Annotated in this window: 17 protein-coding genes and 1 tRNA gene; 12 read left to right on the top strand and 6 right to left on the bottom strand. The window is 63.4% G+C overall.

Annotated elements, in window-relative coordinates; genetic code table 11:
• Window positions 1–17: 17 nt before the first annotated feature.
• Window positions 18–1,229 carry an ROK family protein gene (locus BI347_RS18060; RefSeq protein ID WP_083339031.1) on the bottom strand — a complete coding sequence of 404 codons (1,212 nt, stop codon included), beginning with the start codon at window positions 1,227–1,229 and terminating at the stop codon, window positions 18–20.
• A 158-nt stretch (window positions 1,230–1,387) separates the two neighbouring features.
• Between BI347_RS18060 and BI347_RS18055 the strand changes: the two genes are divergently transcribed.
• From BI347_RS18055 to BI347_RS18035, 5 genes are all read left to right on the top strand, one after another.
• Window positions 1,388–2,254 (top strand): glucosamine kinase nucleotide-binding domain-containing protein, encoded by an 867-nt coding sequence (locus BI347_RS18055; protein ID WP_071116639.1) that lies wholly within the window; start codon window positions 1,388–1,390, stop codon window positions 2,252–2,254.
• A gap of 22 nt (window positions 2,255–2,276) precedes the next feature.
• Window positions 2,277–3,539: an ABC transporter substrate-binding protein gene (locus BI347_RS18050; protein ID WP_071116638.1), complete on the top strand. Its 1,263-nt coding sequence runs from the start codon at window positions 2,277–2,279 to the stop codon at window positions 3,537–3,539.
• Between the two features lie 81 nt (window positions 3,540–3,620).
• On the top strand, window positions 3,621–4,487 hold the full coding sequence (locus BI347_RS18045; RefSeq protein ID WP_071116637.1) for a carbohydrate ABC transporter permease: 867 nt from the start codon (window positions 3,621–3,623) through the stop codon (window positions 4,485–4,487).
• A 7-nt stretch (window positions 4,488–4,494) separates the two neighbouring features.
• Window positions 4,495–5,343, top strand: coding sequence for a carbohydrate ABC transporter permease (locus BI347_RS18040; protein ID WP_071113253.1), 849 nt, complete (start codon window positions 4,495–4,497; stop codon window positions 5,341–5,343).
• 112 nt (window positions 5,344–5,455) lie between these two features.
• Window positions 5,456–6,769 carry an MFS transporter gene (locus BI347_RS18035; RefSeq protein WP_071116636.1) on the top strand — a complete coding sequence of 438 codons (1,314 nt, stop codon included), beginning with the start codon at window positions 5,456–5,458 and terminating at the stop codon, window positions 6,767–6,769.
• Here the strand turns inward: BI347_RS18035 and BI347_RS18030 are convergent.
• Window positions 6,763–7,602, bottom strand: coding sequence for a M90 family metallopeptidase (locus BI347_RS18030; protein ID WP_083339029.1), 840 nt, complete (start codon window positions 7,600–7,602; stop codon window positions 6,763–6,765). The genes BI347_RS18035 and BI347_RS18030 overlap by 7 nt on opposite strands.
• A 64-nt stretch (window positions 7,603–7,666) precedes the next feature.
• On the opposite strand from BI347_RS18030, the gene BI347_RS18025 reads away from it, so the two are divergent.
• The 5 genes from BI347_RS18025 to BI347_RS18005 all read left to right on the top strand — a co-directional run bounded on the left by BI347_RS18025 (window position 7,667) and on the right by BI347_RS18005 (window position 13,645).
• A complete protein-coding gene (locus BI347_RS18025) occupies window positions 7,667–8,872 on the top strand; it encodes a cation:proton antiporter (RefSeq protein ID WP_071113255.1) in 1,206 nt (401 codons plus the stop codon).
• The gene (locus tag BI347_RS18020; protein WP_071113256.1) at window positions 8,865–9,998 is read left to right on the top strand and encodes a YbdK family carboxylate-amine ligase; all 1,134 of its coding nucleotides are present in this window, start codon (window positions 8,865–8,867) and stop codon (window positions 9,996–9,998) included. The genes BI347_RS18025 and BI347_RS18020 overlap by 8 nt, the downstream gene beginning before the upstream one ends.
• A gap of 26 nt (window positions 9,999–10,024) precedes the next feature.
• Entirely contained in the window at window positions 10,025–10,813 is a 789-nt protein-coding gene (nudC, locus tag BI347_RS18015) for an NAD(+) diphosphatase (protein WP_071113257.1), read from the top strand.
• A 140-nt stretch (window positions 10,814–10,953) separates the two neighbouring features.
• Window positions 10,954–12,210 (top strand): hypothetical protein, encoded by a 1,257-nt coding sequence (locus BI347_RS18010; RefSeq protein ID WP_139167256.1) that lies wholly within the window; start codon window positions 10,954–10,956, stop codon window positions 12,208–12,210.
• Window positions 12,211–12,397: 187 nt separating this feature from the next.
• Window positions 12,398–13,645 carry a hypothetical protein gene (locus BI347_RS18005; protein ID WP_071116634.1) on the top strand — a complete coding sequence of 416 codons (1,248 nt, stop codon included), beginning with the start codon at window positions 12,398–12,400 and terminating at the stop codon, window positions 13,643–13,645.
• 185 nt (window positions 13,646–13,830) lie between these two features.
• Here the strand turns inward: BI347_RS18005 and BI347_RS18000 are convergent, their stop codons facing one another.
• Window positions 13,831–15,438 (bottom strand): methyl-accepting chemotaxis protein, encoded by a 1,608-nt coding sequence (locus tag BI347_RS18000; protein WP_071116633.1) that lies wholly within the window; start codon window positions 15,436–15,438, stop codon window positions 13,831–13,833.
• A 186-nt stretch (window positions 15,439–15,624) separates the two neighbouring features.
• Between BI347_RS18000 and BI347_RS17995 the strand changes: the two genes are divergently transcribed.
• Together BI347_RS17995 and BI347_RS17990 are read left to right on the top strand one after the other, a co-directional pair.
• A complete protein-coding gene (locus BI347_RS17995) occupies window positions 15,625–16,059 on the top strand; it encodes a hypothetical protein (protein ID WP_071116632.1) in 435 nt (144 codons plus the stop codon).
• A 46-nt stretch (window positions 16,060–16,105) separates the two neighbouring features.
• Window positions 16,106–16,181: transfer RNA gene (locus BI347_RS17990), tRNA-Thr, on the top strand.
• A gap of 162 nt (window positions 16,182–16,343) precedes the next feature.
• Here the strand turns inward: BI347_RS17990 and BI347_RS17985 are convergent.
• The 3 genes from BI347_RS17985 to BI347_RS17975 form a co-directional block, all read right to left on the bottom strand.
• Entirely contained in the window at window positions 16,344–17,225 is an 882-nt protein-coding gene (locus tag BI347_RS17985; RefSeq protein ID WP_071116631.1) for a GTPase family protein, read from the bottom strand.
• Between the two features lie 95 nt (window positions 17,226–17,320).
• Entirely contained in the window at window positions 17,321–18,304 is a 984-nt protein-coding gene (locus BI347_RS17980) for a toxin-antitoxin system YwqK family antitoxin (protein WP_071116630.1), read from the bottom strand.
• 78 nt (window positions 18,305–18,382) lie between these two features.
• The gene (locus BI347_RS17975; protein WP_139167255.1) at window positions 18,383–20,245 is read right to left on the bottom strand and encodes a hypothetical protein; all 1,863 of its coding nucleotides are present in this window, start codon (window positions 20,243–20,245) and stop codon (window positions 18,383–18,385) included.
• Between the last annotated feature and the right edge of the window lie 75 nt (window positions 20,246–20,320).

Raw genomic sequence — 20,320 nt, 5'->3', positions numbered from 1 at the left:
GCCGCGGTCGATTCCGCTCAGCCCCGGCCGTTTTTCAGCAACACCTCGTACTGCGGATTGAACTCGTCGAAAATCGTCAAGGCGGCGGCGCCGAGCGCCACCACATCGCGGCCGGCGCTGCCCAAACGCAGGCGCTCGCCGTCGCGGTGCCGGGTGGAGACCGGCAAAGGGTGCAAGCGCCGCACCAGCTCCGCCATCCAGGCGGGCGGCAACAGGCCGCCGATCACCACCGCCTCGATGTCCAGCAGGCACTCGAGGATGTTCACCGCCTGTCGCAACGGCGCGGCCGCGCTGTCCAGCCAGGCCTCGCCCTCCGGCTGGACAGCCAACCGCGCCAGATGCTCTGGCGTGGCCCGCTCGCTGCCCGCCAAATCCAACGCCTCGTACAGCGCCTGCAGCGACACATATCGCTCCAGGCAGCCCCGATTGCCGCATTCGCACAGGCGCCCTCCGGGCGCCACGATCATGTGGCCGATCTCGCCGGCGTTGTGGCGGCCGCCGGCGTACAGCCTTCCATCCAGAAACAGGCCGGCGCCCAGGCCGGCGCCGATGAACAGATAGACGAAGTTCTGCAGCTGGCTGGCCATGCCGTACAGCCGCTCGCCTATCGCCGCGGCAGTGGCATCCTTCTCCAGCAGCACCGGCAGACCCAACGCCCTGCTCAGCGCCTCGCCATCCATCCCTTCCCAGCCCGGCAGCGTGGTCGGCCCCACCGAGGTCATGCCCTCGACGCCGAACGGACCCGGCATCACCAGCCCCATGCCCAGCAACCGGTTCCAATTGAGCGCCGACTCGAGCCGCAGCCGCTCCACCGCGGCTGCGATCAAGGGCAAAGCCAGTTCGGGCGTCGGGCGCTGCACAGCCAGCTCCACCCTGGAACGCACCTGGCCGGACAAATCCACCACCACCGCGATCAGCGCCTGCTGGTCCAGCTGCACGCCTATCGAATAGGCCCCATCCGGATTGATGCTGAGAGGGATGGCCGGCTGGCCGCGTGCGCCTTCGCGCAGGGGCTCCCCCGCCAGCAGCATGCCGGCATCCAGAAGCTCGGCGGCGATATTGGACACCGTCTGCGGCGTCAACGCCGTCATCCTGGAGATGTCGGCCCGGGTAAGCCGCCGGTTGAGGCGTATGGTTTCCAGCACGGCCCGGCGGTTATGCGAACGCGCATGCTCGAGATTGGTTCCGGACACCATCAGCGGATCCGGCTTGGCGACGGGCAGTTTCATGAGGCGGGAGTATGGCGCGGCCCACGCCGCCAGACAAGCGTTTGTCATTAAAAGCCTTATTAAATAAATCAACTTGACGAAATAAATAACGAATGCTTTACTGCAAGCAATCCAAATGTCATTATTTATTTGCGAGGCGGCTTGCAAGCCACACCACCATGCTCACTCCCGTTCGATTCTTGATTGGCGTCGATGGCGGCGGCACCGGCACCCGGGTTCTCGTCGCCGCGGCGGACGGCAAGCCGCTCGCCCAGGCGGAAGGCCCCGGCTCGGCGCTGTCGCTGGGCATAGAAAAAGCCTGGCAAACCATCCTGAACACGCTCGGGCAAGCGTTTGCTCAATTGGATTCCCCCCTGCCGCCATACGGCGACTGCGGGCTGGGAATCGGCCTGTCCGGCGTTCACAACAGCCAGTGGGCCCAACAATTCAAGTCGCTGTCTCCCGGCTTCGCCACGCTGAAGCTGGCCACTGACGGCTTCACCACCCTGCTGGGCGCGCACGGCGGCAAGCCCGGCGTGGTGGTGGCGCTGGGCACCGGCAGCATAGGCGAGGCGCTGTACCCGGACGGCAGCCATCGAGAAGTCGGCGGCTGGGGCTACCCTAGCGGCGATGAGGCCAGCGGCGCCTGGCTGGGACAAAGAGCCGCCCAGCTGACCCAGATGGCGCTGGACGGCCGCAACGCCCACAGCCCGCTGACGCGCGCGGTGCTGGAATTCGTCGGCGGCAGTTGGCAAAGCATGATGGGCTGGAACGGCCGCGCCACCCCGGCGCAATTCGCCCAACTGGCGCCGCTGGTGTTGGCCGCGGCGCCCACCGATCCGCAAGCCGACGCGCTGCTCCGCCAGGCAGGCGAGGACGCCTGGGCCATCGCCCGCGCGCTGGACCCGCAGGGAGAACTGCCTGCGGCGCTGTGCGGCGGCCTGGGACAGGCGCTGCACGACTGGCTGCCGCCCGGCTTCCGCCGCCAACTGGTGCCGGCGCAGGGCGACGCCACCCGCGGCGCGCTGCTGTTGCTGCAACGTTGAGAACCATAAGGAGAAGGCAACGATGAAACCGAACCGACTGGCGCTGGCCAGCCTTGCCCTGCTGGCCTGCGGCCTTGCCGGCCAGGCCCATGCCGACAGGATCAAGCTGGAATTCTGGACCGACTCGCTCAAGCCGCGCTTCGACGGCTACTTCGCCACGGTCAAGAAGAGCTACGAGGCGCAACACCCGGAGGTGGAAGTACAATGGGTGGACGTGTTCAACGAGAACTTCGAGACCAAGCTCAACGCCGCCATCGCCGCCGGCAAGCCGCCGGCGCTGGTCAACCACGACGTGCCGCGGCTATTCAAGTACGCGCAGAAGGGCACGCTGATTCCGCTGGACAGCGCGCTGGGCGCGGACAAGGCCGCCTATTTGCCCAACGCCCTGTCCGACCTGAGCTTCGGCGGCAAGCTGTACGGCCTGCCCTGGTACAACAACGTCAACGTGCTGGTGCTCAATGGCGAACTGTTCAGGAAGGCCGGCCTGGACGCCAGCAAGCCCGTCACCAGCCTGGACCAGGAGCTGGCGTTGGCGAAAACCATCAAGGCCAAGACCGGTGTGGCCGGCCTGCTGCCGCAACTGGGCCAGATCGACGGCATCATGCTGGGTCAGGGCCTGCCGCTGTTGCAAAACGGCAAGGCGGTGTTCAACAGCCCGCGCCACGTCGCGCTGATCCGCAAGTTCGCCGACGCCTACCAGGCGGGCGCGCTGGCGCGCGACAGCCTGTTCGCCGACGACAACTACCAGGACAGCATCAAGCTCTACAACAGCGGCCGGCTGGCGATGATGGAAACCGCGCCCACCGCCGCGCAAAAAACCCAGGAGGACGCCCACCGCATCTACGCCGCCACCGTGGTGCAGCCGGCGCCGCTGGGGCCCACCCGCATCGTGCAGGGCGGCTATCTATTCAGTTGGGCGATATCCAAGGGCCTGCCGGCACGGACTCAGCTGGAGGCGGTGAAGTTCGCCCGCTTCCTCACCAGCGACAGCCAGCAGCTGGCTTTCGCCAAGGTGACCGGCGCCACCTTCCCCTCCACCCACGCGGCGCTAGCCGACAGCTATTTCGTCAAGACATCGACGGGCGGCGGCGCCATCGAAAGCTCGCGCATAGAAGGCGCCAAGGTGGCGCGCAATATCCGCACCTTGGTGCTGACCGGCGTGCCCAATGTCGCCGATCTGAAAAAGAGCCTGGTGGACAATGTGGAAGCCGCCGTCACCGGTAGGAAAGACCCGCAGAAAGCGCTGGACGACGCCGTCGCATTCTGGAACCGGCAGTTGAAGTAACAACGGAAGCCGACGCCACCCCGTCCTCGCCCCTGCCGGCACGCCGGAAAGGGGCGCTTTTCAGCGCATACGGAAAGCATCATGAAATCGTCGGAACGCAACGCCTGGCTGTTCCTGGTCCCCGCCCTGCTGCTGATGGGAGTGTTCACCTTCTGGCCGCTGCTGTTCGGCAGTTTCATCGCTTTCACCCGTTATGACCTGGTCTCGCCGCCCCAATGGGTGGGCATGGACAATTTCCGCTATCTGCTGGACGACGTGGTGTTCTGGCAGGCGCTGGCCAACTCGCTGAAATACCTGCTGGTGGTGCCGGCCATCCAGCTGTCCGGCATCGCGCTGGCTGTGCTGGTGAACCGCAGCTTGCCAGGCATCAGGCTGTTCCGCGCCGCCTTCTACCTGCCGGTAATCACCACCGTATCGGTGGTGGGCATCATGTGGAACTGGATGTACGCCGACTACGGCGTGCTCAACAGCGCGCTACATTACCTGAAGCTGCTGGCGGTGGAGCGCGACATCGGCTTTCTCAGCGACGACAGCCTGGCGCTGTATTCGGTGATGTTGGTCACTTACTGGCGCGGCCTGGGTTACTACATGGTGCTGTACCTGGCCGGCCTGCAATCGATACCGGCCGAGATGCAGGAAGCGGCGCGGCTGGACGGAGCCAATGGCTGGCAGCGCTTCTGGCGCATTACCCTGCCGATGCTCAAGCCCACCATCCTGTTCTGCAGCCTGATTTCCACGCTGGACGCGCTGAAGGCTTTTGAAGAAGTGCTGGTGATGACGCGCGGCGGGCCGCTGAACTCCACCTACACCGTGCTGTATTACGCCTTCCACCAGGGCTTCAACCAGCTGGACTTCGGCCGCGGTGCCGCCGCCGGCCTGGCGCTCACCGGTGTCTGCCTGCTGCTGGCCTGGCTGAACTTCCGCCTGATCCGCGCCGACCACCGCTGAGGACACCATGACCGCCGCCGCCCTGCTCCGCCCCGCCGTCCGCCGCCGCGCGCTGCGCCATCTGCCCGACTACCTGTTGCTGCTGGCGCTGTCCATCGCCTGCTGCTACCCCTTCATCTGGACGCTGGGCATCGCCTTCGGCAACGGCGAGCAGGTGTTCGACTTCCCGCCGCCCTTGTGGCCGCGCGACGCCGGCTGGCGGCACTTCATCGCGGTGTGGGACAGCATTCCGCTGGCGCGATTCTTCTGGAATTCGCTGTGGATCTCAGGGCTGACCACCATCGGCACGCTGGCGGTATCCGCCCTGGCGGCGTTTCCGCTGGCCAAGCTGAGATTCCGCGGCCGGCGACTGGTGTTCTACGCCATCATCGCCACCCTGCTCTTGCCCAGCGAGATCAACTTCATCAGCAACTACGTCACCATCTCGCGACTGGGGCTGGACGATACCCGCCTGGGCGTGGTGCTGCCTTCGCTGGCCGGCGCCTTCGGCATCTTCTTGATGAAGCACGCCTTCGAGGAGATTCCGGACGAGATCGTCGACGCGGCGCGGATGGACGGCGCCAGCGACTGGCAGGTGTTCTGCCGCGTCTGCCTGCCGCTTTCCCTGCCCCACCTCGCCACGCTGGGCATCTTCACCCTGGTGTGGTCGTGGAATGTCTATGTCTGGCCCAGCGTGGTCTTGAAGACGCCCGAGCTATACCCGCTGTCGGTGGGCGTGCTGTACCTGAAAGGCGCCTTCGCCACCTCCACCCGCATGGTGGCGGCCGGCGCGGTGATCACCATCCTGCCGGTGCTGCTGGTTTTCGTCTGCTGCCAGCGCTTCTTCATGCGCGGCATGGACGGCGCGGTGAAGTGAGGGCGAATCAGTTGTATTGTCAGACAGCAGTGGCTCATTTACTCTGGCTGCAGCAGCCGATATTCAAAAACCATACGGTCTGCGCATAACTAGACATAGAGGAAAGCCACCGATGGACAACCGCACCCTTACCCTTCCCTCAGCTCGCCCGCTAGGGCGCCAGGACTACAAAACCCTGGGGCTGGCCGCGCTGGGCGGCGCGCTCGAGTTCTACGATTTCATCATTTTCGTGTTTTTCGCCGTGGTACTCGGCAAGCTGTTCTTTCCTCCCGCCATGCCCGACTGGCTGAGCCAGCTGCAAACCTTCGGCATTTTCGCCGCCGGCTACCTGGCGCGGCCGCTGGGCGGCATCGTGATGGCGCATTTCGGCGACCTATTGGGCCGCAAGCGGGTGTTCACCCTCAGCATCCTGCTGATGGCCCTGCCCACCCTGGCGATGGGCATGCTGCCCACCTATCACGACATCGGCATTCTGGCGCCGCTCTTGCTGCTGGCGCTGCGCATTCTGCAGGGCGCGGCGATAGGCGGCGAAGTGCCGGGCGCCTGGGTGTTCGTGGCCGAGCATTCGCCCAGCCGCCACACCGGCTTCGCCTGCAGCGTGATTACCTCCGGCCTCACCGCCGGCATCCTGCTGGGTTCGCTGATCGCCACCGCCATCAACCTGGCCTTCACCCCGCAGCAGATCGCCGACTGGGCCTGGCGGCTGCCTTTCCTGATCGGCGGCGTGTTCGGGCTGGTGGCGATGCAGCTGCGCCAGTGGCTGCATGAAACGCCGGTGTTCGCCGAGTTGAAGGCGCGCAAGGCGCTGTCCGAAGAGCTGCCGCTGAAAACGGTGCTGAAGAAGCACAAGACCGGCGTGGCGTTGTCGATGTTCGCCACCTGGTTTCTTGCCATCGCCATCGTGGTGGCCATCCTGATGGCGCCCGCCTATCTGCAGAAACAGTTCAACATCCTGCCGGTGGACGCGCTGCGCGCCAACAGCCTGGCCATCGTGGCGCTGACCCTGGGCTGCCTGGTGGCCGGCCTGCTCTCCGACCGCATCGGCAGCGGCCTCACCTTCATCGGCGGCAGCGCGCTGCTGGGCGCCAGCAGCTATGCCTTTTATACCGTCCTGGCCAAGGACAGCAGCCAGCTCTACCCGCTATACGCGCTGCAGGGCTTCTGCGTGGGCATCGTCGGCGCGGTGCCGCTGGTGATGGTGCGCGCCTTTCCGGCGGCGGTGCGCTTCTCCGGACTGTCGTTTTCCTATAACGTCGCCTACGCCTTCGCCGGCGGCCTGACGCCGGTGATCCTGTCCATCTGGCTGAAATACGATGCGATGGCGCCGGCCTATTATCTGCTGCTGCAATGCCTGATCGGCCTGCTGGTGGGCTGCTATCTGCTGGCGCAGGAGAAAAGCGCCAAGCGGGAGGCGCTAGCTCAGTGATCGGGCGGCGGAGGCGGCGGCAACAGGTCCGTCTCCGCCACCTCGGGCAGACGCGCGGCCGGGTCCTGCTTGTAGAACAGGCTCAGTTGCCGGTACAAAGCCGGGTAATCGCGCCGCACCAGATGGGGTATCTCGAAAAAAGCTTCGCTCAGTACCGCGAAGAACTCCGCCGGATTCTCGCTGGCATATGGGTCCAGCCAGCCGTCCACTCCGGCGTCCACCGCCCGGCAGAACTGGCGGTAGGCCTGGTTCCAGGCGCGGCTCCACAAGGCGCGGTCCATGCCCTTGTGCAAGGGCGGCGCGCCGTTGGCCGGACCGTCCAGCATGTCGAACTGGTGGGCGATCTCATGCAGCGCCACGTTCCAGCCGTCCAGCAGCGGCGACTCGTTGACATCCGGCCACGACAGCACCAGCGGCCCCTGATAATGCGCCTGGCCTATCAGCACCTGCTCGGCCTCGTGGGTCAGCCCCATGCCGTCCTGCCAGCGGTTGCGCACCACGAAGGGGGCCGGATACAGCACCACCTCGCGCCAGTTGCCATAGGCGCTCATGCCCAAATTCATGCCGGGCAGGGCCAGCTGCAGCGCCACCCGGCAACGCATCGCGTCGTCCACTGCCATGTCTTCCAGCGCGGTGATGGTCTTGGCCAGCAGCAACTCGCCGGCCAACTGTAGCAGGCGGCCGTTTTCCTCAGCCGACAAGCCGATCAGCAAAGGCATCGCCGCCGCTTCGTTCCGCAGTTTTTCCAGCAACCCGGGCGGCACCCGCTTGCCGCCCAGGCGGCGCATCCAGTCTAGCAGCATGAACTCTTGGCCTTGAATCGCGTCAGTCATAGATACCTTTGGGCGCGGCGGCGCAATTCAATGGCCTCCCCGCCCTGCACCACAGGAGAAAATCATGACCGTCCCCATCTGGCACGATCTGATGCTGAACCCGCTGGCGGCGTTCGGCATCTTGCTGGCCCTGGGCGTGATAGGCGGCCAGATCGCCGTCCGCGTCGCCCGCCTGCCAGCCATCACCGGCTACATCCTCACCGGCCTGGTCATCGGCCCGCATAGCCTCAATCTGCTGGACCAGCAGCTGCTGAACGAGGCCTCGCTATTCGTGCAGCTGGCGTTGGGCATCGCGCTGTTCGAGGCCGGCCGCCGCGTCGACCTGCGCTGGCTGAGAGTGGAGAAAACCCTGCTCGCCACCACCCTGCTCTACTGCCTGCTGGTGTTCGGCGGGCTATATGCGCTGCTGAGCGGCAGCGGCTTCGGCGCCGCCGCCAGCCTGATGCTGGCCGCGCTGGGCATGGCCACCTCACCCATCGTAGTGCTGGAGATCGTGCGCGAATCGCGCGCCGACGGCCAGGTGAGCGAGCGCCTGCTCGCCGCCACCGCGCTGTCCAGCCTGCTGGCGATGATAGGCTTCGCGCTGGCGCTGTCCTACAGCCATCTGTCCGCCAACCACAGCGTGGAGGACGGCATCCTGATGCCGGGCTGGCTGATTCTGGGCTCGATCGCGCTGGGCCTGGCGGCCGGACTGGTCACCACCCAACTCAACCGCTGGCTGGGCGGCCGCCAGCGCGACGCGCAGCGGGTCATGCTGTTCGGCCTGATCGCGCTGATCGTCGGCCTGGCCGACATGCTGCAGCTGCTGGCCCTGCTGGCGCTGCTGGTGGCCGGCATGAGCACCCGCAGCCTGCGCCACGGCTATACCGTCAGCGAGCCCGGCATCTTGTCGTTGAGCCATGTTTTTACCGTCGCCTTCTTCGTCGCCGCCGGCGCGCAACTGGCGCCGCAGGCGCTGGCCTCCCACTGGCAACTGGCCTTGCTTTGTCTCTTGCTGCGCAGCGGCATCGGCATGCTGGTCTGGTGGCTGGCGGCGCGCGGCAATGGCCTGTCGCGGCAACAGGGCGCCTGGCTGGGCCTGGCGCTCAGCCCGCTCACCGGCGGTTCGGCGCTGCTGCTGGGCCTGGGCATGGTGTCGTTGGGCACGGCCGCAACCACGTTCAGCGCGGCGCTGATGGCCGCCTTGCTGATCAATGAAATCGTCGCCCCCATCCTCACCCGACTGGCCCTGCGCCTGGCCGGGGAAACCGCAGGAGCCAGCCATGCTTGAATTCAACCAAAGCCAGCCGCTTACTCTGGGTGTGGAGCTGGAGCTGATGATACTCAACCGCCGCGACTACAACCTGACGCGCGGCTCCGACGACCTGTTGCTGCAGATCAACCGCAAGCCGCACGGCTTCGACATCAAGCCGGAAATCACCCAGGGCATGATAGAGATAGGCACCGCCATCCACCATGACGTCAACCAGATGCTGGAAGAGCTGCTGGCCATCCGCAAGCTACTGGTGGACAGCGCCCACAAGCTCAACCTGGGCCTGGCCGGCGGCGGCGCCCATCCGTTCCAGCACTGGGACGACCAGCGCATCTACCCCAAGGAGCGCTACCAGCTGGTGTCCGAACTGTACGGCTATCTGGCCAAGCAGTTCACCGTCTACGGCCAGCACATCCACATCGGCTGCCCGGACGGCGACGCCGCGGTGCGGCTCACCCACTATCTGGCGCGCTACATTCCCCACTTCATCGCGCTGTCGGCGTCGTCGCCGTTCTATCAGGGTGTGGACACCTCGTTCCAGACTTCGCGGCTGACCAGCGTCAACGCCTTCCCGCTGTCCGGCTGCATGCCGGTGGTGGATAGCTGGGACGGCTTCAACGAATACTTCCAGCGCATGGCCTCGCTGGGCATCGTCGCCAGCATGAAGGACTTCTATTGGGACATCCGCCCCAAGCCGGAATACGGCACAGTGGAGATCCGCATCTGCGATACCCCGCTGGCCATAGACACCCCGGTGCTGCTGGCCGCCTACGCCCAGATGCTGGCGCGGCGCTGCTTTGCCGAAGACTGGCGCGATATCAGCGCCGAGCCTTATCTCACCTACAGCTACAACCGCTTCCAGGCCTGCCGCTTCGGCTTCGATGGCGTGCTGGTGGACGCCCGGTCCAACCGCCAGCAGGGCCTGCAGGAAGACCTGCTGGACACGCTGCGCGAACTGGAAGAACACGCCGAGACGCTCAACTGCCAGGCGCAACTGGCCCAGTTGCGCCAGCGCGCGCTCAAACGCCATAGCGACAGCCAATGGCTGCGCCAGGTCCACGACCAGAGCGGTTCGCTCAGCGAGGTGGTGCGGCGGCAAAGCGAACACTGGATGTACGCTGGAGCCGGAGTGGGCGTAAACTGAGCGCTTCCCATCATGACTTTCGCATCATGTCTTTCGAACTCCCGCAACATCCGGCGCCGGAACTGCCCGAGCGCTGGTGCATTTTCGATGGTTCCCGGCTGTGGCTGCGGCACAAGACTCTACCGGAATCCGCGCCGGCCGGTTGCGCGCTGACCGGTCAACGCTTCCTCGGCATTCATGAGCAACACAATCTGTTCATGGCGGATCTGGTGGGCGCGCCGCCGACCGGCGGCGAATGGCTGGCGCTGCGCCCCGCGCTGCTGGCCCTGCCCGCCACTCAGGTCCAGGCGGTGGCGCGCGCCGCCCAGCTGCGGCAGTTTTTCAGCAGCCACCGCTTCTGCGGCCACTGCGCCACGCCTTTGCAAACCAATAGCGACCAATTGGGCAAGCACTGCCCCAGTTGCGGCCAGATCTACTATCCGCGCATCTCGCCGGCCATGATGGTGCTGGTCCACCGCGGCCGCGAACTGCTGCTGGCGCGCAGCCCGCACTTTTCGCCTGGCGTGTACAGCGCGCTGGCCGGTTTCGTCGAACCCGGCGAGACGCTGGAGGAATGCGTGCACCGCGAAACCTGGGAGGAAGTAGGCGTGCGGGTGAAGAACCTGCGCTACGCCTTCTCGCAATCCTGGCCCTTCCCCCACTCGCTGATGCTGGCCTTCATTGCCGAATACGATGACGGCGACATCCGTCCGCAGGAAGGCGAAATCGAAGACGCCGGCTGGTTCGACATCGATGCCCTGCCCGCTCTGCCAACAGCCATCTCCATCGCCAGCCACCTGATTGCGCATGGCCGCGAGCTAATCCGAAACAGATAATTGTGAATAAGGCCAGTTATTATTAAATTTTAGTTAAAACAACAATTCGGTAAACCAGACCGACTATTGCTCCGTTCTGTAGCATGCACCCCGCCAAAACGCGCGGGAATCCTCCGATGTTTGCCAGAACGGAACGCAAGATGAAACTGAAACACGCCCGCGAACTCACCCTGACTCTATGCCTGGGCGCGGCATGCGCCACCGCGCAAGCCGCTGCCATGACCGTGGATAGCATGGACGGCCCGGTCACCCAGAATGAAATCCAGTCCTTCGTAGACTTCGCCCAAGGTCTGCAGCCCGCTGTTTCCGGCGCAGGCGAGGAATGGGCGCAAGGCAACAGCGGCGTGGACATGAAGGCGCTGGCGCTGGTTTACGACATCGCCCCGCGCCAGGCACTGTTGGACAAGATGGTGTCCTTCTGCGATACCCTGCTGTCGCAGCGCAACGACATCCTGCCGGCCCCTGCCGGCCGCCGCGTGATCTGGACCGGCCGCGTGGACCCGGTATGGCCCAACAAGCCCGACATCAGCCCGATCCAGACCGGCGGCGAACAGGGCGACCCGGTGGGCCACCTGGGCAGTTGCGCCCGCCAGATCCTCAAAACCACCGCCGTCTACAACCAGAAAGTGGCCGGCGGCGACCCTTTCCACTTCGGCGCCACCTATCTGCAACGCGCCAAGACCTATCTGAGCGAAGCCGACAAGACGGTTGATCAGCACATCCTCAAATCGTTGCTCAACCTGAGCGACGGCAACCACATGTACTTCGCCGTCAATTCGCCTTACCAGGGCGGCAAGCCGGTGCCGTGGAACCAGCAGATGATGTTCGACTACGGCTTTCTCAATCTGGCCCAGGCCCATGAACTGCTGAAGGACGACCCCGCCCGCGTCAAGCGCTACGACCAGATCGTGCAAGCCAACCTCGACTGGTTCTTGCAGTCCGGCCTGACCCGCTACACCGACAAGGCCGGCCGCCCGGCGTACAACTGGGCCTACGCCATGCCCGCCATCACCGGCGAAGACAGCAACCACGGCAGCCTGGACGTCCCCGGCTTCTACCGCCTGTACCTGAGCGGCCGCTACGGCCTAGCCGCCAAGCAGATAGAGCCCTTTGGCGACACCGTGTTCGACGTGATGCGCCTGGGCAACCGCGACTACTCCGGCCGCGTGGACGGCACCAGCGACAACGACAGCAAGCACGGCGGCGAAACCAACTACCTGCGCAACGGCTTCCTGGTCACCGCGCTGTCGCGCCCAGATGCCTACTACGCCATGATGAGCGACGCCGGTATCCAGGACGGCGCAAGCACCAACGCGCCAGAGGCCTATTCGAACTTCCTGCTGGTAAAATCGCAACGCGCTGAAGCCGCCAGCGCCAAGAAGAAAAAGCAACGCTGACCCACTCAACCACGAGTCGAATTAAGAAACCGCGCAGCCTGGGTTGCGCGTTTTTTTTGCGCCGCGGCGCAGGCGACATTTTCCCCGCCCCCGACAGGGTCAAATAGAATGGGAAACCGGGGCTAAATATTACAATCAGATTCTCGCGACACCCTGCCAACCATGTTTCCGGATGAGAGACTCGACAATGAAACAGAAAACCCTGCTGCAATCGGCCTTGGCGATTGGCCTGGCCGTCGCTTGCGCAAGCGCGCAGGCCGCCGCCATGACCGTGGACAGCCTGGACGGCCCGGTCACCCAAAATGAAATCCAGTCCTTCGTCGACTTCGCGCAAGGTCTGCAAGCCGGCGCCTCCAATGTCGGCAACGAGTGGGCGCAAGGCCACAGCGGCGAAAACCTGAAGGCCATGGCGCTGGTTTACGATATCGCTCCGCGCCAGGCGCTGTTGGACAAGATGGTGTCCTTCTGCGATGCGCTGCTGTCCGAACGCAACGACATCCTGCCCGCCCCCGCCGGCCAGCGCGTGATTTGGACCGGCCGCGTCGATCCGGTATGGCCGAACCAGCCCGACGTCAGCCCGATCCAGACCGGCGGCGAACAGGGCGACCCGGTGGGACACCTGGGCAACTGCGCGCGCCAGATCCTCAAAACCACCGCCGTCTACAACCAGAAAGTGGCCGGCGGCGACCCGTTCCGCTTCGGCGCCACCTATCTGCTGCGCGCCAAGACTTATCTGAGCGAAGCCGACAAGACGGTTGACCAGCACATCCTCAAATCTCTGGTCAAGCTGAGCGACGGCAACCGCATGTACTTCGCCGCCAACGCGCCCTACAAGGGCGGCCTGCCGGTGCCATGGAACCAGCAGATGATGTTCGACTACGGCTTCCTCAACCTGGCCCAGGCCCATGAACTGCTGAAGGACGACCCCGCCCGCGTCAAGCGCTACGACCAGATCGTCCAGGCCAACCTCGACTGGTTCTTGCAGTCCGGCCTGACCCGCTACACCGACAAGGCCGGCCGCCCGGCCTACGACTGGGGCTACACCATGCCCGACACCTCCGGCGAAGACAACAGCCATGGCAGCCTGGATACCGCCGGCCTGTACCGCCTGTATCATAGCGGCCGCTATGGCCTGCAGGCCGCGCAACTGGTTCCCATCGCCAACACCGTCCTCGACGTGATGCGCCTGGGCGACCGCCACTACGCCGGCCGCCTCAACGGCACCACCGGAGCCGGCAATAGCAAGGACACCAACTACCTGCGCAGCGGCTACATGCTGACAGCCCCGTTCCAGGCCGCCGCCTACTACACCATCATGAGCGACGCCGGCATCCAGGACGGCAGCGCCACCAGCCGCATCGACGCCTACTCCCGCTTTCTGGAAGTCAAGTCGGTGCGCGCCGCCGCCAGCGCCAATAAGCCAGGACAGCGCTGACGCCGCCGACATGCCCAAAGCAAACCGCACAGCCGTAACTGTGCGGTTTTTTTACGCCGAAAGCGGATACGCCCTGGCTATCGGTCCAGATCCCGCAAGATGTGCAGGCTCCAGGCGCCGGCGCAGGAAACCCATCGGGCAACGGGGCCGCCGGCGGCGGATCACCATCCAGCAAAGCGTCGGCGCTACAAGCGGAAACTGGAAACCGAATCCTTGAACTGCCGGGCCAGATCGGCCAGCGCGTCCACGTCGCCATTCGCGGCACACGCCGAGGCCTGCGACTCTCCGACCATCCGCGCAATCGACTCGACATTCTCCGCCACGCTGCGTCCCACCTGCCGCTGCTCCACCACCACTCTGGACATGTCGCGTATCTTGTCCAGCGCCAGCGCCGCTCCCTGGTTGATCTCGCGCAGCGCCACCGCCGCCTCCCGCGCCCTATCTACACCCTGCAATACCAACGGCCTCACCTCGCTCATGCTGCCGACCACCGAATCGGTGTCCACCTGTATCCTCTCAACCATCCCGGCAATCCGCTGCGTGGCCTCAGTGGTGCGCTCGGCCAGCTTGCGCACCTCGTCCGCAACCACCGCGAAGCCCCGGCCGGTTTCCCCCGCCCGCGCCGCCTCAATCTCCGCGTTCAAGGCCAGCAGATTAGTCTGGTCGGCGATTTCCTTGATTTCCATCGCCAGGCCGTCGATCTCGCGCGAGCGCTGCGCCAGGCTGCCTATCAGATTGGAGGCGCCCTCTATCCGTCCTGAGACCCGCTGCATCTCTTCCGCCGCCTGGTTGACCAGCGCCTCCCCCTCTCCGGCCAGCTTGCAGGAGCGTAGCGAATTGTTCTCCGTCTCCTCCGCGCAGACCGTCACCTGGCTGGAACAAGCCGACATCGACTCGATCTCCATGCTGGTGGCGCTGGTTGCCCGCGTCGATTGCAGCGCCGCATCGTTGATCCGCCGCATCTGGCCGCTCAATCCGTTGACCGATTGCGCCAGATTCATTGCGCCGTCCTGCAAGCGCTCTATCATGTCGCGCAAACTGCCCTGCATGGCGGCAATCGCCCCCATCAGGCTGTTCCGATCGCAATTATGGATATCCAGGGTCAGGTCTCCCGCCGCAATCCCCAGCGCCGTGCGCGAGGCCTGATCGGGCTCGCCTCCTATCACCCGGTAGATGGAGCGCGCCACCAGCCAGGCCAACGCCGTCGCCACCGCCAGGATAGCGAAACCGATCAACAGCAAATTCAACGCCAGGCTGTCGAACGCCTGGTCGATATCGTCGAGAAACACGCCGGTCCCAATCGTCCAATCCCAGCCGGGAACACGCATCACCGCATTGAGCTTGGGTAGCGGCACGCTGCCGTTTGGCCGGCGGGTGCGTATCTGCACGAAACCGAAATCCGCATCCCGCAGCACATCATGATAAGCCTGCACCAGGGTACGGCCGTCCGGCAGGGTTTCTCCAGGGTCGGCTTTGCCCAGCTTGCGCTTGTCCGGATGCACCAGCACCAGATTGTTGCCATCGCGGGCAAACACATAAACGTTCTTGTCGCGCAAGCCGCTCATCGCCTCGATTGCGCGCCGCTGCGCCTCGGCGCGAGTCAGCCTGCCGCCTTGCTCCTGATCCTGGAAATGGGCAACCTGCTTGCCGGCCAGCGTCAGCAGCGTTCGAATCTGGCTGCGATGATTTTCCATCAGGGAAACGTGCAGGCTGTACAAGGCCGCGCCGGCCATCAACGCCAAGCCCAGCCCCGCGTTCAACACCAGAATGCCCAGACGGGTGGAAAGCTTCATTCCTGCCGCTCCTCATCCAGCGCCGCGGTCGCGGCGGCCTCAACGCTCGGCGAAACCGCATCCGGGAAAACTCCCCGAAAACGCCCGGGCCAGGCAGGTCGCTGGCCCTGTGCCGCACTCATGCTAATATAGGCAAATATGGAGTGCGACCCTGGTCGTTTTATCCCACCACCATTTCAAGCCAATATGAAACTCATTAAACTCATCAGCCCGCTGATCGCAATCGGACTGGCCCTGTCCAGCCCGCTGAGCCACGCCGAACCGGAAGACCAGCCCCTGCCCGGCGACTTCCAGCCGGTACCCACCGCCAAGCCTCTACACCAACCGCACGCAAGCAAACCCGCCAAAGCTCAGCCTGCGCGCAGCAAATCGGGACACGCCAAGCCTGCCCGCCCGCACCATCAAAAATCCAAAGCCAGCCATGGCAAGGCCAAGCCCGGCAAAGCCCATGCCCATGCCGCCAAGCACCGCCACGCCGGCAAGAAACATACGAAGAAACCGCATAGCGCGCATTCCCCTGCCAAGAAAGCCCACAAACCGACCAAGGCGCATAGGAACAAACACCATAAAAACAAAAAGCTAGCTAAGAAGCATCACGCCAAGCACAAAAAAACGCATTGATACTCTTGTCAGATAAAGAGAAGCCGGGCATAATTCCCATCTCTTCGCCGGTGTAGCTCAGTTGGTAGAGCACCTGACTTGTAATCAGGGGGTCGCGAGTTCGATTCCTGCCGCCGGCACCATATTCTACGGGCCTTGTAGCGATACAAGGCCCGTTTTGATTTGTAATGTCTGCACTCATGTACGCACTTTGTACGCAGCGCAAACACCTCTCTCCGACGTTAGAATCCTTGGCGCCTTGTTGCATAAATATGCCTTAGCACACAAAGCCCCCTCCTCTCCCATTACCAATTAAATAGTTTGTCGAGCCAGCCCTCCACCCTGCGGGAGATCGTCGCCCAGCCTTCGCGCAGCAGCGCCTTGGCAGCATCCTTCACCGCCTCCCACAGCCCCGTCACAGACTCCCGCTGTATGCTGGGCGTCACGTATTCCGCGCGGGCTTCACGGGTGACGCTCCACTTTTTTTCCTTGGGCAGACGATGAATGATTTGCTCCAGCAGTAGCTGCAGGCCGTAGCCCTCCACTGCCGAGATGACCAGGATCTGGCTGAGCGGAACTTCAAACAGCCGGCACAGCTCGACTTGCTTGCGGCTGATGTTGTTGAGCTGCTGCGGCCCTGGAGACTGGCTGGCGCCATTCCACTCCCGGCAGGGCTCGATCTTGTCGATCTGATTCACCACGAACAGCAGCGGGATGTCGAACTCGACCAAATGCGGCCGAATCAGCTGTTTGTAGCATTGCTCGTCGATGCTCAAAGCCCGATCGTCGGCCTTGATCACCCACAGGATTAGATCCAGCTCCGGCAGCATGTCGCGGTAACGCTCGGCATATTCCGCCTCCTTGCCCTGGCACTCTCCCACACCAGGCATATCGATCAGCGAGATGCCTTTGCCGTTCTGATGCGCCAGGGTGAATTCGGTGGGCCAGACCGTGCACGGCGCCACATCATCGACTTCGGCCACCTCTTCACCGAACAAGGCGTTGCACAGACTGGACTTGCCAGCGCCGCTCTTGCCCATCAGGCCGACCGTGGCCGAGTAATACACCAGCTCATCAATGCGTTCGCGCAGCGCCTGGAGTTGATTGGCAGGCAAGGCGCCGGCATGAGTCTGAAACAGCTCCTGCAGCAGCTGGGCGATTTCTTGGGGGGTTTTAGGTTGGGTCATGTACGTTCTCCAAAGGTCATCAAGCCAAACGCCCATCCCCGGGAAACCAGGGATGGGCGTTATGCGGTCATTGGGTTGGCAGTACGAGAGATGGGTTAGGCGGGGCGTTTACCTTGTCGGCATTGTTCTTCCCATTCCGTCATCTGGTCTTGCGTAACGATGGCGGTATCGCCTTGCTCTTTTCGAAAGGCGGTCATCCAGGCCTGTTGGCAGGCATCAACATCAGCGGACGAAATGGTTGAGGTCGAAGGATGAGTAATTTCGCTCAGCGATTTGCCGTTGTGCGCTTGTATGGCTTCGTCACCGGAGAGCGTTGTAGTCTGCACTCCATGCTCCCAAATGGCATACGAAGTAACTTGCCCGGTATTGGGATCGAAAGACTCCTCTACGCCTTCCGGAGTCCCTTCGACATAGTGGGCCCGATAAATCACACGTTTACCATCGTCTGCATAGCGGACCACCTCGCCCTGGAGCTTCCCATTCTCATATTCGGCTCGGCCCACCAATACGCCACTGTTCTCATTGAAGGCTTCCTCTGAACCGACAGGCGTGCCGTGCTCAAAGTTGACGTGATAGCGCAGCTTGTGGGTATGGGGGCTGAAGATCTCCAGTTTTCCATCGGCCTGCCCACGATTAAAGGACACGGTAAACATCGGGTTATCGCTATCATCTAGCGCTACGAAGTCTCCCTCTAAGACTCCTCCGCTAAAATGAGCTTTCACTACTGTTTTGCTGGTTCCTGAACGTTGGCAGCTAGCCTCACCATCCGGCAGGCCGTCATGAACCGTGATATCGCACATGAGACCCAAGCCAAGGTAAGCCGCTCCGATTTTTAGAACATTTTCAGCCGCTTGCAGAACCGGATAGAGCCCATCTTTCGAAGGAAGGATTATCGAGGGCATGATCTTGTCTTCCGGCACATTCGTCACTTTGCCGTTGAAGGGCTCGTTCGCGCCGCTGGCGTAGAGCTTGCCGTTGACGATTTCCGCATTGCGGTATTCCAGCACGCGTGGGGCGCAGCCACTGATGGCGGCCAGGAGCGCGCCACAACATAGCCACGCACAGACTGCAGATTTCATATTGTTTCTCCCGGGGGAAAGGGTATCGGGCCAGGGGAAACATCCCGCTGGCCGGTCTGAATGAAGCGCAAGACACGCTTAATGCAGCAGTGGCAGCAGCTGTTGCCACCAGGCGCCAAAATCCGCCTTGCGCACGACGATGGTGTTGATCGGCGTGCTGGCCGCAAGATACACGCCCTGCTTCAGATGGCCGTTTTGCAAGACGATGGCCAGCTCGCCGTCAGGCGGGACATATGAAGCGGGGTTGCTCCACTTGGCGCGATCGACCGGGCTGACATGCACCACGATCACATTGGGATTGTTAGGCGCCACAGACCAATTCATCAGCACGCGGGTGCCCACGGGCGCGAAATCGCCATCCAGCATGGTGACGACACCGCTGGGCTGCAGATACAAATTGCGATCTTTGGTTGGGTCGTAGTGAAAGCCCGTCATCGCATCCAATAGCGCCGGGTGGTAGCTGTACTGGCCAAATGGGTAGAGGTCGGATGGCGCCGGCGTAATACGTGAATCCACCACGGGGATGGGCATGCCGATGGCGCTGGTGACGCTGGAGTAGCTCGTGGATGGCTCCCCCAGATAGTTGGCATCCAGGTAAGTGTGGGTCTGCCCGTCGATCGACAGTTTCAGCGGCGTAAGGATGCCGTCGGCACGACCAGGGTAATGGATCAGCTGGGTGAACACGACATCGTGATCCCGCGTCTCGGTCTGCAGATAGGTGGGCACCACTGCGGGCACCTTGCCTGCCAACGCGCTGACATTGCCGGGCGACAAGTAACCCCCCAAGGCCTGCGCAAACGCCGGATCGCTGACGGCGATAGGTTGATAGCGGTAGGTATAGCGGATGCCGGTGCTACGATCCTGCGCCACGGCATGGTCGCCCTCCACGCTGGCGCCATAGAACTTGTGCACCAGACTCAGAAGCGGCCCCGGCGTGAAGTAATTGGCGCTCTCCTGCATTTCCGTCCAGCTGCCGTCTGGCAGCTGCAAGGAATACGCCAGGCACCCGCAGTTGTTGGCCAGGGAGTTCGACCCAAAGCGATTGGGGTTGCCGACATCGTTCGCCGCATCCTGCGTTACCCAAGTGGCATTGCTATTCACCAGCAAGCTGCCAGCCAGATATTTGGTCCCCACGAAGAAATTGCCGAAGTTGCTCATACTGCCGGCGTTCACCTCCCCGGAAGACACATTGGCGGCGTTGCCGATGCTGGTGACGCCGTCCACCAGCAAATCCATCGCCGAAACGACAGCTGGGTTCTGTCTTGCGATTGCGGCCTGCTGATCCTGAGCGGCGATCAACGCCGCCTCGGAAGCGGACTTGGACGCCCAGGCAGCCCGCGCACCACTTTCGTCATCGCCGATAGTTATCTGGGCGTTGACGATGGATTGCGCGGTTTTAAGGGCAGATGGGTTGCCCGCCGCGACATAATCGACACTGGGATCCATGCCGCCCGTCACCGCCTTGGCGGCGGTGACGGCTTGATCATACGACATGCCATAACGCATCTGTCGCACCACCAAGGTGGTAAACGGGGTGACATTGGTCGAGGCCGTGCCGTTGCTGACCGCTGCCAACATCACCTTGCTGGGAAAGGTATAGCCGGGACGACTGAGATCCTGGGTATCGGAATCGATGGCGACCAAGATGATCTTGCCTGTCGGAATCGCCATGGGAAACACATAGTTGCCCTGGCTATCGGTCGTCACCGTGGGGTAACCGCTGTCGCAGCTCGCGCCATTGGCAGCTGCCACGCATACCTTGGCGCCCACCAGATAACCATCTATCGCCTTGCCGGAGGTTTGCGTCTGCGCCTGTGCCGGGGGAGAGGATGGCGAGCTGGCGCTGGTCGAGGCATCTCCGCCGCCACCACATGCGCTCAGGGCCGATGTCAGCGCTAACAAGAGGCCAGCGCCAACCCGGCGCTGAAGGTTTCGTTTCATTTATGAACTCCTTTTCAATCGTTACCATCCAGGCAGGACATTGTCTTGATGCGTTGCATTCATCCTGCCATTTCA

The sequence above is a fragment of the Chromobacterium sphagni genome (assembly GCF_001855575.1).
Classification (GTDB): domain Bacteria; phylum Pseudomonadota; class Gammaproteobacteria; order Burkholderiales; family Chromobacteriaceae; genus Chromobacterium; species Chromobacterium sphagni.
Note: the sequence above shows the minus strand (reverse complement) of the source record. Positions and strands in the feature narration are given on the sequence as shown.

Excerpts from the sequence above, each read along its gene's own strand:
- BI347_RS18060 (WP_083339031.1), bottom strand. The coding sequence starts at position 1,229 with ATGAAACTGCCCGTCGCCAAGCCGGATCCGCTGATGGTGTCCGGAACC.
- BI347_RS18055 (WP_071116639.1), top strand. The coding sequence starts at position 1,388 with ATGCTCACTCCCGTTCGATTCTTGATTGGCGTCGATGGCGGCGGCACC.
- BI347_RS18050 (WP_071116638.1), top strand. The coding sequence starts at position 2,277 with ATGAAACCGAACCGACTGGCGCTGGCCAGCCTTGCCCTGCTGGCCTGC.
- BI347_RS18045 (WP_071116637.1), top strand. The coding sequence starts at position 3,621 with ATGAAATCGTCGGAACGCAACGCCTGGCTGTTCCTGGTCCCCGCCCTG.
- BI347_RS18040 (WP_071113253.1), top strand. The coding sequence starts at position 4,495 with ATGACCGCCGCCGCCCTGCTCCGCCCCGCCGTCCGCCGCCGCGCGCTG.
- BI347_RS18035 (WP_071116636.1), top strand. The coding sequence starts at position 5,456 with ATGGACAACCGCACCCTTACCCTTCCCTCAGCTCGCCCGCTAGGGCGC.
- BI347_RS18030 (WP_083339029.1), bottom strand. The coding sequence starts at position 7,602 with ATGACTGACGCGATTCAAGGCCAAGAGTTCATGCTGCTAGACTGGATG.
- BI347_RS18025 (WP_071113255.1), top strand. The coding sequence starts at position 7,667 with ATGACCGTCCCCATCTGGCACGATCTGATGCTGAACCCGCTGGCGGCG.
- BI347_RS18020 (WP_071113256.1), top strand. The coding sequence starts at position 8,865 with ATGCTTGAATTCAACCAAAGCCAGCCGCTTACTCTGGGTGTGGAGCTG.
- nudC (WP_071113257.1), top strand. The coding sequence starts at position 10,025 with ATGTCTTTCGAACTCCCGCAACATCCGGCGCCGGAACTGCCCGAGCGC.
- BI347_RS18010 (WP_139167256.1), top strand. The coding sequence starts at position 10,954 with ATGAAACTGAAACACGCCCGCGAACTCACCCTGACTCTATGCCTGGGC.
- BI347_RS18005 (WP_071116634.1), top strand. The coding sequence starts at position 12,398 with ATGAAACAGAAAACCCTGCTGCAATCGGCCTTGGCGATTGGCCTGGCC.
- BI347_RS18000 (WP_071116633.1), bottom strand. The coding sequence starts at position 15,438 with ATGAAGCTTTCCACCCGTCTGGGCATTCTGGTGTTGAACGCGGGGCTG.
- BI347_RS17995 (WP_071116632.1), top strand. The coding sequence starts at position 15,625 with ATGAAACTCATTAAACTCATCAGCCCGCTGATCGCAATCGGACTGGCC.
- BI347_RS17985 (WP_071116631.1), bottom strand. The coding sequence starts at position 17,225 with ATGACCCAACCTAAAACCCCCCAAGAAATCGCCCAGCTGCTGCAGGAG.
- BI347_RS17980 (WP_071116630.1), bottom strand. The coding sequence starts at position 18,304 with ATGAAATCTGCAGTCTGTGCGTGGCTATGTTGTGGCGCGCTCCTGGCC.
- BI347_RS17975 (WP_139167255.1), bottom strand. The coding sequence starts at position 20,245 with ATGAAACGAAACCTTCAGCGCCGGGTTGGCGCTGGCCTCTTGTTAGCG.